The sequence below is a fragment of the Variovorax sp. OV700 genome (assembly GCF_900099805.1).
Taxonomy (GTDB): domain Bacteria; phylum Pseudomonadota; class Gammaproteobacteria; order Burkholderiales; family Burkholderiaceae_C; genus Variovorax.
Genome location: NZ_FNDR01000010.1, coordinates 36,605 through 49,337 on the forward strand (window position 1 = coordinate 36,605; position 12,733 = coordinate 49,337).

11 protein-coding genes are annotated in these 12,733 nt (G+C 66.4%); 6 read left to right on the forward strand and 5 right to left on the reverse strand.

Annotation, left to right across the window (positions count from 1 at the left end; translation table 11 throughout):
* Window positions 1–7: 7 nt before the first annotated feature.
* The 5 genes from lptE to BLR24_RS21765 all read left to right on the forward strand — a co-directional run bounded on the left by lptE (window position 8) and on the right by BLR24_RS21765 (window position 6,538).
* Window positions 8–529: an LPS-assembly lipoprotein LptE gene (gene lptE / locus BLR24_RS21745; protein ID WP_093020724.1), complete on the forward strand. Its 522-nt coding sequence runs from the start codon at window positions 8–10 to the stop codon at window positions 527–529.
* Between the two features lie 20 nt (window positions 530–549).
* The gene (gene holA, locus BLR24_RS21750; RefSeq protein ID WP_093020726.1) at window positions 550–1,638 is read left to right on the forward strand and encodes a DNA polymerase III subunit delta; all 1,089 of its coding nucleotides are present in this window, start codon (window positions 550–552) and stop codon (window positions 1,636–1,638) included.
* A gap of 134 nt (window positions 1,639–1,772) precedes the next feature.
* Window positions 1,773–3,065 (forward strand): glutamate-5-semialdehyde dehydrogenase, encoded by a 1,293-nt coding sequence (locus BLR24_RS21755; protein WP_175543325.1) that lies wholly within the window; start codon window positions 1,773–1,775, stop codon window positions 3,063–3,065.
* Between the two features lie 121 nt (window positions 3,066–3,186).
* On the forward strand, window positions 3,187–4,494 hold the full coding sequence (gene gshA, locus BLR24_RS21760) for a glutamate--cysteine ligase (protein WP_093020729.1): 1,308 nt from the start codon (window positions 3,187–3,189) through the stop codon (window positions 4,492–4,494).
* A gap of 172 nt (window positions 4,495–4,666) precedes the next feature.
* On the forward strand, window positions 4,667–6,538 hold the full coding sequence (locus BLR24_RS21765; RefSeq protein WP_093021054.1) for a potassium transporter Kup: 1,872 nt from the start codon (window positions 4,667–4,669) through the stop codon (window positions 6,536–6,538).
* Window positions 6,539–6,577: 39 nt separating this feature from the next.
* On the opposite strand, the gene BLR24_RS21770 is transcribed toward BLR24_RS21765, so the two are convergent.
* Together BLR24_RS21770 and BLR24_RS21775 are read right to left on the reverse strand one after the other, a co-directional pair.
* Window positions 6,578–7,501 carry a polysaccharide deacetylase family protein gene (locus BLR24_RS21770; protein WP_093020731.1) on the reverse strand — a complete coding sequence of 308 codons (924 nt, stop codon included), beginning with the start codon at window positions 7,499–7,501 and terminating at the stop codon, window positions 6,578–6,580.
* A gap of 10 nt (window positions 7,502–7,511) precedes the next feature.
* A complete protein-coding gene (locus BLR24_RS21775) occupies window positions 7,512–7,952 on the reverse strand; it encodes a hypothetical protein (RefSeq protein WP_093020733.1) in 441 nt (146 codons plus the stop codon).
* Window positions 7,953–8,167: 215 nt separating this feature from the next.
* Here BLR24_RS21775 and gshB point away from each other — a divergent pair, with 215 nt between their 5' ends.
* Window positions 8,168–9,121 (forward strand): glutathione synthase, encoded by a 954-nt coding sequence (gene gshB, locus BLR24_RS21785; protein ID WP_093020737.1) that lies wholly within the window; start codon window positions 8,168–8,170, stop codon window positions 9,119–9,121.
* A gap of 13 nt (window positions 9,122–9,134) precedes the next feature.
* Here gshB and BLR24_RS21790 read toward each other — a convergent pair whose 3' ends face one another.
* From BLR24_RS21790 to BLR24_RS21800, 3 genes are all read right to left on the reverse strand, one after another.
* Window positions 9,135–9,902: a class II glutamine amidotransferase gene (locus tag BLR24_RS21790; RefSeq protein ID WP_093020739.1), complete on the reverse strand. Its 768-nt coding sequence runs from the start codon at window positions 9,900–9,902 to the stop codon at window positions 9,135–9,137.
* 50 nt (window positions 9,903–9,952) lie between these two features.
* Window positions 9,953–11,092 (reverse strand): ABC transporter substrate-binding protein, encoded by a 1,140-nt coding sequence (locus tag BLR24_RS21795; RefSeq protein ID WP_093020741.1) that lies wholly within the window; start codon window positions 11,090–11,092, stop codon window positions 9,953–9,955.
* A gap of 78 nt (window positions 11,093–11,170) precedes the next feature.
* Window positions 11,171–12,649, reverse strand: a complete 1,479-nt coding sequence (locus BLR24_RS21800) for an MFS transporter (protein ID WP_093020743.1) — start codon at window positions 12,647–12,649, stop codon at window positions 11,171–11,173.
* Window positions 12,650–12,733 lie beyond the last annotated feature (84 nt).

Below are 12,733 nucleotides of genomic sequence, written 5' to 3' on the forward strand. Positions count from 1 at the left end.
TAGAAGCATGAACAATCGCAACGCCTCGCTGCCGCGCCGCGGCTTTTTTCTGGGTCTTGCCGCGGCAGGCGCCAGCCTCGGCCTGGCCGGCTGCGGATTCGAACTGCGCAAGGCGCCGGTGTTTGCGTTCAAGACGCTGTCGGTGTCGGGCAATTCGGAGCTGATCAACCGGCTGCGGCGCGAAATGCGTGCCGCGGGCACCGTCACGCTGGTGCCGGCCACCGAGGCGCAAACCGCCGACGCGATCCTCGAGATCCTGGGCGAGAACCGCGACCGCATCGTGATCTCGACCAATTCGGCAGGGCTGCTGCGCGAACTGCAGCTGCAACTGCGCGTTCGCTTCAGCCTGCGCACGCCGGGCGGCAAGGTGCTGCTGGCGCCGACCGAGGTTTCGCAGACGCGCGACCTGAGCTTCAACGAAACCAATGCGCTCGCCAAGGAAGGCGAGGCCGAGCTGCTGTACCGCGACATGCAGGCCGACATCGCGCAGCAGCTGATGCGCCGCCTGGCGGCCGTCAAGGAAATCTAGGCCGAGGCCTCTGCCCTCCGATGCAACTTGCCAGCGCCCAACTGGGCTCCCATCTGCAGAAGGGGCTGAAGTCCCTCTACACAATCCACGGCGACGAGCCGCTGCTCGCGCAAGAGGCGGCGGACGCCATCCGTGCCGCGGCGCGCGTGCAGGGCTACACGGAGCGCAGTTCGTACACCGTGGCCGGCGCGCACTTCGACTGGAGCGCGGTGCTCGCGGCCGGCGGCTCGCTCTCGCTCTTTGCCGACAAGCAGATCGTCGAGATACGCATTCCCTCGGGCAAGCCCGGCAAGGACGGCAGCACGGCGCTGCAGCAGCTGGCCGAAGCGGCAGACGGCAACGACAGCACGCTCACGCTGGTGATGCTGCCGCGGCTGGACAAGGCCACGCGCACCGGCGCCTGGTTTTCGGCGCTCGAGAACCACGGCGCGACCCTGCAGGTCGAACCGATCGAACGCGCAGCCTTGCCGCAGTGGATCGCGCAGCGCCTGGGCCTGCAGGGCCAGCGCGTGATGCCGGGCGACGAAGGGCAGCGCACGCTGCAGTTCTTTGCCGACCGTGTCGAAGGCAACCTGCTCGCCGCGCACCAGGAAATCCAGAAGCTCGCCTTGCTGCATCCGGCGGGCGAGCTGAGCTGGGAGCAAGTCGAAGGCGCGGTCAACAACGTGGCCCGCTACGACGTGTTCAAGCTTTCGGAGGCCGTCCTGGCCGGCAACCCGCAGCGCGTGGCGCGCATGCTCGACGGCCTGCAGGCCGAGGGCGAGGCCGAAGTGCTGGTGCACTACACGCTGGCCGAGGACATCCGAGCGCTCAAGCGCGTGAAGGACGCCATGGCCTCGGGCCGGCCGCTGCCCATGGCGCTGCGCGAAAACCGCATCTGGGGCCCGCGCGAGCGCGCCTTCGAGCGCGTGCTGCCTCGGCTCGACGACCGCATGCTGGCGCGGCTGCTGCGCGCCGCGCATGTGGTGGACGGCATCTGCAAGGGGCTGAAGCAGCCTGATTGGCCCGCCAGCGGCTGGCAGGCGCTGCAGCGCCTGGCACTGATGCTGTGCCGCGCTTGCAGCAGCGCGGCTCTTGCTCCCTCTCCCTCCGGGAGAGGGTTGGGGTGAGGGCCGGCGGCCTTCATCACATCGCGCGTTTTCGATTGCCGCGGCCCTCACCCTAGCCCTCTCCCGGAGGGAGAGGGGACAACTCCCGAAGGGGGCAAAGCCAAGGGTTGATCCAAATGCAGGAAAATGCCGCGATGAATGCGTTCAACGTCAGCGAGCACATGCAGGCCCTCGGCCTGCAGGCAAAAGCCGCTGCATTCCTCATGGCCCGTGCGGATGCAGCTACCAAAAACAGAGCATTGAAGGCGCTGGCACGGCGCCTGCGCGAAGCCGGCCCGGCCCTGGCCGAGGCCAACGAGAAAGACCTGGCGCGCGCCACGGCCGCCGGCCTTTCCGCGCCGATGGTCGATCGCCTGAAGCTCACGTCCAAGGTCATCGAGACCGTGGCCTTGGGCTGCGAGCAACTGGCCGGCATGGCCGACGTGATCGGCGAGATCATCGGCATGAAGCAGCAGCCCAGCGGCATCCGCGTGGGCCAGATGCGCGTGCCGATCGGCGTCTTCGGCATGATCTACGAGAGCCGCCCCAACGTGACCATCGAGGCCGCGAGCCTCGCCATCAAGAGCGGCAACGCGGCCATCCTGCGTGGCGGCTCCGAAGCCATCGAGTCGAACAAGGCGCTGGCGCTGCTGGTGTCCGGGGCGCTGTCCGAAGCCGGCCTGCCAGTGGATGCGGTGCAGCTGGTGCAGACCACCGATCGCGAAGCCGTGGGCCTGCTGATCGCCATGCCCGAGTTCGTGGACGTGATCATTCCGCGCGGCGGCAAGGGCCTCATCGAGCGCATCAGCCGCGATGCCAAGGTGCCGGTCATCAAGCATCTCGACGGCAACTGCCATGTCTATGTGGACGACACGGCCGAGTTCGAAATGGCGCTGCGCATCGTCGACAACGCCAAGACGCAGAAATACAGCCCCTGCAATGCGGCCGAAGGCCTCCTGGTGTCGGCCGCGGTGGCGGAAGATTTCCTGCCCCGCATCGCGGCCATCTTCGCGGCCAAAGGCGTCGAGATGCGCTGCGACCCGGTCGCGGCCCGCATCCTGCGCGCGGACGATACCCTCGGTTCAGCCGCAAGAATCGTCGATGCGGTTGAGTCCGACTGGTCCGAGGAATACCTTGCCGCCGTGATCAGCATCAAAGTGGTCGAAGGGGTCGACGAGGCCATTGCGCACATCAACCGCTACTCGAGCCACCACACCGACGCCATCGTCACGCGCGACCACGTGCATGCGCAGCGTTTCCTGCGCGAGGTCGATTCGGCCAGCGTCATGGTCAATGCGAGCACCCGCTTCGCGGACGGTTTCGAGTTCGGCCTGGGGGCCGAGATCGGCATCAGCACCGACAAATTCCATGCGCGCGGACCGGTCGGCATCGAAGGGCTGACCTCGCTCAAGTACGTGGTGCTGGGGCAGGGCGAAGTCCGTACCTGATGCCCGGAAGGCGGACGGACTGAACCAAGTCCGTCCTGCGTAGTCTTGTCATTGGGGCGGCCACCCCCAAATCCTACAATTCCGCTCTACCTTTCAAGTACAAAACCAACAAGGCCGCCGCATGGTTCCGCATCTCGTCACCGCCCTGACCGGCCCGATCAACGAACTGGAGCAGCGGGTACTCGACTCGACGCCCGCCATCGAGCGCTGGTTTCGGCTCGAATGGATGGAGCACACGCCGCCGTTCTACAGCGCGGTCGACATTCGCAATGCCGGCTTCAAGCTGGCGCCGGTCGACACCAATCTCTTCCCCGGCGGCTGGAACAATCTCACCAAGGAGATGCTGCCCCTCGCGGTGCAGGCCGCGCAGGCCGCCATCGAAAAGATCTGTCCGGAAGCGCGCAACCTGCTCGTCATTCCCGAGAACCACTCGAAGAACACCTTCTACCTCGCCAACGTCGCGCAGCTGGTGCGCATCTTCCACATGGCGGGACTCAACGTGCGCGTGGGCTCCATCGATCCGGCGATCAAGTCGCCCAAGAAGATCGAGCTGCCCAATGGCGAAACGGTGTGCCTGGAACCCGTGGTGCGCAGCAAGCGCCGCCTCGGGCTCAAGAATTTCGATCCGTGCACCATCCTGCTCAACAACGAGCTGACGGCCGGCACGCCGGGCATCCTCGAAGACCTGCACGAGCAATACCTGCTGCCGCCGCTGCATGCCGGCTGGTCGGTGCGGCGCAAGAGCAATCACCTGCACAGCTATGAAGAGCTGTCCAAGCGCTTCGGCAAGCTGCTGGGCATCGATCCCTGGCTGATCAACCCCATTTATGCGCGGGGCGATAGCGTCGATTTCGCCGAAGGCCGCGGCATCGACGTGCTGACCAGCCACGTGGATGCAGTGCTGACCAAGGTCCGCCGCAAGTACAAGGAATACGGCATCAACGAAAAGCCCTTCGTGGTCGTCAAGGGCGACACCGGCGCCGAGGGCCCGGGCGTGATCACGATCCGGGACGCCAAGGAGGTCGAAGCCCTTGTGGGCAAGCCGCGCGGCGCCTCTTCGGCAAAGGGCGGTGCAGCCAGGGAGCAGCGCGAGCCCGGCGAGGTGATCGTTCAGGAAGGCGTCCTGACCAACGAGCGGGTGCACAACGGCGTGGCCGAGCCGGTGGTCTACATGATGGACCGCTACGTGGTGGGCGGCTTCTACCGCGTGCATGCCGAGCGCAACCCCGACGAGAACCTGAAGTCTCCAGGCGCCAGCTTCGTGCCGCTGGCTTTTTCCGAGAGTGCGCACTTGCCGCAGCCCGGCGCCAAGCCCGGCGCGAGCGCGCCGAACCGTTTTTACATGTATGGCGTGGTGGGCCGCCTGGCCATGGTCGCGGCGAGTTATGAGATGGAAGCCACCGATCCGGACGCCGAAATCTACGAATGATTTTCCGGGGCGGCTTGCGGGGGCGGCGGTCGGCGGCAAAATAGCGGCCCCACAGCAAAGGAAACAAAAGGGCGGAAGGGATGTGCGCGGCGATGGAGATTGATTCCACCGCTGCCGCGTTCCGGTGCGTGTGACGTTTGGTTACGCGCATGCCCTTTTTCCCATCGACTTCGTGTCACCTCCCAAATCCACTTCCGCCGCCGCCTTGATCATCGGCGCCGTCGGTGTCGTCTATGGCGACATCGGCACCAGCGTGCTGTATGCAGTCAAGGAAGTGTTCGGCCACGGCCACCTGCCTTTCACTGTCGAAAACGTCTACGGCATCCTTTCGATGTTCTTCTGGACGCTCACCGTCATCGTGTCGATCAAGTACGTGGTTCTCGTGCTGCGGGCCGACAACGAAGGCGAGGGCGGCCTGGTCGCCATGCTGGCGCTGGCCTCGCGCGCGGTGGCCGACAAGCCCAAGCTGCGCCATGTGCTGCTGCTGGTGGGCATCTTCGGCACATCGCTCTTCTATGGCGACGGCGTCATCACACCGGCCATCTCGGTGCTTTCCGCCGTCGAGGGCCTGGAGGTGGTGTCGCCCCACTTCAAGCATTACGTGATGCCGGTCACACTGGTGGTGCTGTTCTGCCTCTTCGTGGTGCAGAAGCGCGGCACGGCGGGCATCGGCAAGTTCTTCGGACCGATCACGCTGGTGTGGTTCCTGGCCATTGCGGTGCTCGGCGTGTCGCAGATCCTTCACCACCCCGAGATACTGAAGTCGCTCAACCCCTGGTTCGCGCTCAAGTTCATGTGGGACAACCCGGGCACGGCCTTCATCCTGCTGGGCGCCACGGTGCTGTGCGTGACGGGCGCCGAGGCGCTCTATGCCGACCTGGGCCACTTCGGCAAGCGGCCGATCCGCGTGGCGTGGTTCACGGTTGTGATGCCGGCGCTCACGCTCAACTATTTCGGCCAGGGCGCGCTGCTGCTCGAGAACCCCGAGGCTGTGAAGAACCCCTTCTTCATGATGGCGCCTGAATGGGCGCTCATCCCGCTGGTGCTGCTGGCCACGGCGGCCACGGTCATCGCGTCCCAGGCGCTGATCACCGGCGCCTTCAGCGTCACGCGCCAGGTCATCCAGCTGGGCTACCTGCCGCGCCTGAACATCGAGCACACCAGCGTGCGCACGGCGGGCCAGATCTACATTCCGCTGGTCAACTGGGGGCTGTTCGTCGCCATCGTGCTTGCGGTCGTCATGTTCCGTTCGTCGAGCAGCCTGGCCGCGGCGTACGGCATTGCGGTGACCACCGACATGCTCATCACCACGGTGCTGACCTTCTTCGTGATCCGCTACGCGTGGAAGCTGCCGCTGGCGCTGTGCATTGCGTCGACTGCGGCCTTCTTCGTGGTCGACTTCCTGTTCTTCGCATCGAACCTGCTCAAGCTGTTCGAGGGCGGCTGGTTCCCGCTGGTGATCGGCGGCGCCGTTTTCACGCTCATGATCACCTGGAAGGAGGGTCGGCGCCTGATGGGCGAGGTTCAGCGCGCCGATGCCATCGAGCTGCAGGCCTTCCTCGATTCGGTGTTCGAGAACCCGCCCGCGCGCGTCGACGGCACCGCGGTGTTTCTCACCGCCGAGCCCGGCGTTGTGCCCAACGCGCTGCTGCACAACCTGAAGCACAACAAGGTGCTGCACGAGCAGAACCTGTTCGTCACGGTGCGCAACCACGAAGTGCCCTGGATCCCGATGAACAAGCGCATCGAGATCGACGCCCTCGGCCACCATTGCTGGCAGGTCATCGTGCACTACGGCTTCAAGAACGACGTCGACCTGCCGCGTGCGCTCGACAACGCGCGCATGCGCGGCTGTCAGCTGGAGCCGATGACGACCAGCTACTTCCTCTCGCGCGACGTCGTCATTCCCACGCTGGGCAGCGGCATGGCGCCGTGGCGCGAGAAGCTGTTCGCGCAGATGCACCACAACGCGAGCGGCGCGGCGGCATTCCTCGGGTTGCCGAACAACGCCGTGGTCGAGCTCGGGTCGAAGATCGAGATCTGAGGGGGTGTGCGGCCGCTGTGTCCGGCCGCGCCGCATTCCTCATGCAAAGTCCGCGGGCCGATCCGCCGCCAACTGCTGCATGTTCGATGCGATGGCGCCCGGCGTGGTGACCCAGATGTCGCCGCGGTCGCGGGCGCGTGCGATGTGCGCGAGCGCCGTGCGCAGGTGGCGCAGCCGGTAAGGCTGGCCCACGATGTAGGGATGCAGCGCGAGCCCCATCACCAGAGGCTGCGCGCGTGATTGCTCCAGCATCTCGTCGAAGTTGTCGACGACCATTGCGCTGAAGTCCTTTGCGTCCATCGAGCGGCCCATGATCATCGGAATGTCGTTGAGCTCCTGCGGATAGGGCACCGACCAGATCGAGCCGCCGCCTCGTGTGCGCATGCGCACAGGCTGGTCGTCATGGCACCAGTTGAGCGTGTAGCCGTAGCCGGTTTCGGCCAGCAGGTCGGGCGTGACCGCGCTTTCCGATATCCACGGCGACAACCATCCGGCAGGCGCCTGGCCGCTCTCCTGCTGCATGCGTTCGCGGCAACGCAGCAGCAGTGCGCGCTCTTGCGTTTCGTCCCATGCGCCCTGGCGTTCCGCATTGCTGTGGCCGTGGCCGATCAGTTCGTCGCCGCGCGCGACGAAGGCCCGCACCACCTCCGGACAATGGTCGTACAGCGCGGTGTTGATGAGCGCGCCCGTCGGCAGCGCCAGCGCATCGAACAGTTCGAGGCAGCGCCACGCGCCTACGCGGTTGCCGTATTCGCGCCAGGCGTGATTCAGCACGTCGGGCTCCGGCGAGGCTGGACCGATGCGGGCACCCAGCCCGTCGCCGAACGCGAAATGCTCGATGTTGAAACCCAGGTACACGGCCAGGCGTGCACCGTTGGGCCACGCGTAGTCGGGCCGCCGCGTGATGGGGCTGTAGTCGAAGCGGCCATGCGCGGGGAGCACGTCGGGCCAGCGTGCCGTCATGTGCCGCGCCTCAAAGTACCGCGAGCCCGGCGCGCACCAGCAGCCATTCGGCGCTGTCGTTCCACACGTCCATCTGCACGATGAGCCCGTGGCGCACCACGTAGCGGTCGACATAGCGATTGCCCTCGAACGCCGTGCCGTCGGGCCACGCGCCATACAACGTGCCGAGGCTGTAGACCACCGTTTCCTCTGGCGTGCCGCCTGCGACCACTTCGGTGCGCTCGATCTTCTTCTTCACCCAGGCGTAGCGCTTCGCATTGAAGGCCGAGGTGTCGCCCGGTGCATGCATTTCGCGGTTGCCGGTGAAGCGGATGCGGATGCCGGGCGCGGCATAGCGAGAGGCCGATTGCGGGTCCGGGATCATCACCAGGCGAAGGAATTCGTCGACCACCTCGGCCGGCGTGGCAGGAACGGGCGATGCAGGCGCATCAGGCGAAGCGGGCGTGTCCATGGGCTCTCCTGAGGTGGCCACGCAGCGCATGGCAAAAGGATGAGGGTGCCAAAGCAAATCTTGCGCCGAATCGCTTCGGCGGTGCGGTCCCGGTGTCCCCGGCACAATTGCCGATGGCGCGCAAAGGCCTCCGCCGGCAAGGGCATCGCCGCTTCCGGCAACATCGCGCCAGACAGCAACATGGCGGCCACACCCGGGGCCGGAAAGACTCCCAGATGAAAAACATTCTCTTCGTCGCCGATCCGCTCGACCATTTCAAGATCTACAAGGACACCACGTTCTCGATGATGCGCGAGGCGCAGCGCCGCGGGCACCGCATCGCGGCCTGCCTGCCGGAAGACCTGCAGTGGGTGTCGGGCGGCATGGTGACGGCCAACGTGCAGCAGATCACGCTCACCGGGGACAGCAAGGCCTGGTACCGCGAGGACATCCGCGAATCGAAGGCGCTGAAGGACTTCGACGCCGTGCTGATGCGCAAGGACCCGCCCTTCGACGCCGAGTACATCTACGCCACCCACCTGCTCGAACAGGCCGAGCGCGAAGGCGCGCGCGTGGTCAACAAGCCGCGCTCGCTGCGCGACCATCCCGAGAAGCTCGCGATCATGGAGTTTCCGCAGTTCACCACGCCCACGCTGGTCACTCGCAGCGCCCAGGCCGTGCGCGACTTCCATGCCGAGCACGGCGACATCATCCTGAAGCCGCTCGACGGCATGGGCGGCATGGGCATCTTCCGCGTCCGGCAGGACGGGCTGAACCTCGGCTCCATCGTCGAGACGCTCAACAAGAATGGCGCCGAAACCATCATGGTTCAACGCTTCGTGCCCGACATCGTGCAGGGCGACAAGCGCATCCTGATCATTGCGGGCGAACCGGCACCGTTCGTGCTGGCGCGCATTCCGCAGGGCTCCGAAGTGCGGGGCAACCTCGCGGCCGGCGGCAAGGGCGTGGCGCAGCCGCTCACGCCTCGCAACCGCGAAATCGCGGAAACGGTGGGCCGGGCCCTCGCGCCGCGCGGCCTGCTCCTGATCGGGCTCGACGTGATCGGCGACTCCGTGACCGAGATCAACGTGACCAGCCCGACCTGCTTCCAGGAGATCACCGAACAGACCGGCTTCGACGTGCCGGCGATGTTCATCGATGCGCTCGAGGCGCAGCTGGCCAGCGCCTGACGACGCTGGCGGCTCAGAACGGCGCGAGCTGTCCGTCCACGAACACGTGAAGTTCGCCGGGCGCGAACGCGGTCCAGTGCTCGTTGGTGGTGAGCGGCGCGGTTACCACCACCGCCACGCGGTCGTTGGGCGTGGTGTGTTTGGCAAAGTCGATCTCCAGGTCTTCGTCCGATAACTGCGCGGTGACGAAGGGGTGGCGGCGCTCCACGTACCAGAGGTTCGTCGAGGCGTGAGCCCAGAGCGCCTGGCCGTTGGACAGCATGAAGTTGAAGGTGCCGTGGCCCGCAAGCTGCGGCGCCAGTTCGCGCAGCGTGAGCGTGAGTTCCTCGATGCTTGGCACGCCCGCATGCGACTTGGCCAGTTCCTGCATCAGCCAGCAGAAGGCATGCTCGCTGTCGGTGTTGCCCACGGGGTGGAAGTTGCCGTGCAGGCGCGGACGAAAATCCTTCAGGTCGCCGTTGTGCGCAAACACCCAGTAGCGGCCCCACAGCTCGCGCACGAAGGGGTGGCAGTTCTGCAGATTGATGGCGCCCTGGGTCGCCTTGCGGATGTGCGCAATGACGTTGCGGCTCTGGATGGGGTAGCGCCGGATCAGCTCGGCCACCGGCGATTCGCTCGCCGGCATGTGGTCGACGAAGTGGCGCAGCCCCCGGTCCTCGAAGAACGCGATGCCCCAGCCGTCGGCGTGATGGTCGGTGCGGCCCCCACGCTGGGCGAACCCCGTAAAGCTGAAGGTCACGTCCGTGGGCGTGTTGCAGTTCATTCCAAGCAGTTGGCACATGGCGCTATTAAAGCGCGTGTGCCAGCCGCCCGGCGAACCCGCCCGCCCGTTCAGCGCACGAAACGGCCTTCGGGGGTGACGCGCACCATTTCGATGAAGCGCGAGCCGGTGGTGGCGCCAGTCGAGAAGTCGATGTCCATGCCGGCCAGGCGCAGCTTGAGTGCGCGCAGCGTTGCGTGCAGGCGCGCGCGCGTCAGGTCGCGCCCGGTGCGCTTGAGCGCCTCGATCATCACCAGGCCGTTGAGGTAGCCCTCGAAGCTGCCGTAGCCCACCGGCACCTGCGCGCGTTCGGCCAGGCGGCGGTAGTCGCGGGTCACCACTTCGACTTCTCCCCACGGATAGGGCATGACCTGCGAGATGGCCAGCCCGCTGGCCTGCAGTTGCACCACCTTGGCGGTGACCTCGCCCGGCACGACCGACATGCCATAGAACATCGGCTTGCTGCCGGCCTCGTAGGTGGCCTTGATCACCTCGCCGGCCACCGTGCCGGCCAGGTACATCAGCACGGCCTGCGGACGACCGTCCGCCAGTGTCTTGCCTGCGGCGGCGGAGGTCGAGCCGTCGCCCTTGACCGACACCGTGGCCGTGGGCGCGAGCTTGTGGGTGGACATGGCCGCCTCGATCAGCTTCACCGCCTCGGTGCCGCCAGGATTATCCAGGTGGGCAATCGCGATCTTGGTCACGCCGATGGTGACGAGGTGCTCGACCAGTGCTTGCGCCTCACGTGCATTGCTGGCGCGCACGAAGTACGCCGAGCCCGCCACGCGCTCGCGTGCGCTGTCGCCAACGCCGTAGCCGCCGACGCTGGGCGCGCCGCTTTGCTGCAGCAGCTTGGATGCGGCGGCCGTGGTGCCTGAGCCCACACAGCCGAAGAACGCGAAAACCTTGTGGTCGCTCAGCAGCTTGCCGTAGTTCTCCAGCGCTTTCTCGGGCTTCAGCTCATCGTCCAGCGCGATCAGCTTGATCTTGCGTCCGCCCACGCCGCCTTGTTCGTTGATGGCGTCGAAGGCCAGCGCCGCGCCGTTGTGCACCACCTTGATCTGCGAGCCGAGCGGGCCGCTCAGGACGGCCGAGCTACCGAGCAGGATTTCGGTGTCGGTCACCCCCACCTCAGCGGCCTGTGCGGACGATAGACGGGCCAGGCCCGCGGCGAAAACCGCCGTCGAGGCGACAAAATTTCTGCGTTGCATCAAAGACCCATCCATCAAAACTAACAAATTCTCACAATTAGAAACGATGGATGCTTAGGTATTACCGGGTGGATACCCTTACTGCGCCGGACGGCGCAATTGCCACGCCGCGCAGATGGCCAGGGCGCACAAGCCGGCCAGCATGGCAAACACTTCGTCGAAGGCTGCCAGCCGCGCGGGGCTGGTCGCGGCATTGGCCAGCGAATCGCCATGCGCCGCCAGGCGCCACTCGAGCACGATGGCGCACAGGCTCACGCCGGCCGCGCCGCCCAGCATCCGCAGAAAGTTGATCGCGCTGGCGCCTTGCGGAATCAGCGGTTTGGCGAGCGGTCGCATCGAGCCGAGGTTGAGCGAAGGCAGGATGAAGCCGAGCCCGATGCGCCCGATGATGGCAAACGCCACCAGCAGCCAGAGTGCACTGTCGAGCCGGAGCACCATCATCAGCGCGAAGGAGGCCGCCAGCAGCGCGAGCCCGATGCTCACCAGCATCCACGTCGGCTGCCGGTCGGCCAGCCGGCCCACGCCGGCGATGGTCACGGCCAGCACGATGCCCGCCGGCAGCAGGATGGTGCCTACGTGCGAGGCCGACAACTGCAGCCCGACCTGCATGTACACGGGCAAGAGGTAGGTCGAGCCGAACAGCGCCGTTCCATAGATGAAGGCCACCACGCTGCCCATGGCGAATTGGCGGTACTGGAAGAGTCCCAGGTTCATCAGCGGTTCGCCGCCGCTGGCCGCGAGCCGGCGCTGCCACCAGACGAAGCCGGCAAACGCCAGTACCGCGCCCCCAAGCAGCAGGCCGGCCTGCAGCGGCGAGTCGCCGCGCAGTTCGACCAGCCCGTTCAGCAAGCAAAGGGTGCCCACGGTGCCCAGCGCCAGGCCGCGCCAGTCGAGCCCGTTGCCGCGCGTGGCGGCCACGCCACCGGGCGCCGTGGTGGGCAGGAACTTGTAGGCCAGCCAGAGCGAGGCCAGGCAGAACGGCACCACCATGAAGAAGATCGAGCGCCAGCCGAACAGGTCGACCAGCACACCGCCGATGCTCGGCCCGATGGCCGGCGCCAACACCACGCCCATGCCGAAGATGCCGCTGGCGCGCCCCTGCTCATGCGGCTCGAAGGCACGCAGGATGATGATGGCGGGAATGGGCTGCACCACGCCCGCTGCCAGCCCTTCGGCCACGCGCGCCAGCAGCACCAGCGAGAAGTCGTTGGCCAGGCCGCCGCCAATACCGCCCGCGAGCAGAAGCACCATGGTGCCCGCATAGGTGCGCCGGTAGCCGTAGCGCGACAGCAGCCAGGGCGTGGTCAGCATCGAGACGGTCATGGACACCATGAAACCCGAGCTGACCCATTGCGCCCGCTCCTGGCCGAGCGAGAAGTGGTGGCTCATACCGGGGATCGCCACGTTGACGATGGTCGAGGACATGATCGACGCCATCACCCCCACCATGACCGAAAGCAGCAGGTACCAGCGGTAGCGCGGGCCGTAGCGTTCGCGCATCGTTCCAAGGGTGGGCGTGGCCGGCGGTGCGGCTTCTGGCGGGGGAGTGGGGGTCATGAGACGCCGGCCCGGCCTGGATGCGGGTCCGTCGTCCTACAAGCATATCGGTCTTTGCGCGGCGAGGCATGCGCCCGGCCGCTC

What these genes read in the sequence shown, in the direction of transcription:
- BLR24_RS21770 (WP_093020731.1), bottom strand. Translation starts at nt 7,501, where the DNA reads ATGACGGCACGCTGGCCCGACGTGCTCCCCGCGCATGGCCGCTTCGAC.
- BLR24_RS21775 (WP_093020733.1), bottom strand. Translation starts at nt 7,952, where the DNA reads ATGGACACGCCCGCTTCGCCTGATGCGCCTGCATCGCCCGTTCCTGCC.
- BLR24_RS21755 (WP_175543325.1), top strand. Translation starts at nt 1,773, where the DNA reads ATGAATGCGTTCAACGTCAGCGAGCACATGCAGGCCCTCGGCCTGCAG.
- BLR24_RS21800 (WP_093020743.1), bottom strand. Translation starts at nt 12,649, where the DNA reads ATGACCCCCACTCCCCCGCCAGAAGCCGCACCGCCGGCCACGCCCACC.
- BLR24_RS21790 (WP_093020739.1), bottom strand. Translation starts at nt 9,902, where the DNA reads ATGTGCCAACTGCTTGGAATGAACTGCAACACGCCCACGGACGTGACC.
- gshA (WP_093020729.1), top strand. Translation starts at nt 3,187, where the DNA reads ATGGTTCCGCATCTCGTCACCGCCCTGACCGGCCCGATCAACGAACTG.
- lptE (WP_093020724.1), top strand. Translation starts at nt 8, where the DNA reads ATGAACAATCGCAACGCCTCGCTGCCGCGCCGCGGCTTTTTTCTGGGT.
- BLR24_RS21795 (WP_093020741.1), bottom strand. Translation starts at nt 11,092, where the DNA reads ATGCAACGCAGAAATTTTGTCGCCTCGACGGCGGTTTTCGCCGCGGGC.
- gshB (WP_093020737.1), top strand. Translation starts at nt 8,168, where the DNA reads ATGAAAAACATTCTCTTCGTCGCCGATCCGCTCGACCATTTCAAGATC.
- holA (WP_093020726.1), top strand. Translation starts at nt 550, where the DNA reads ATGCAACTTGCCAGCGCCCAACTGGGCTCCCATCTGCAGAAGGGGCTG.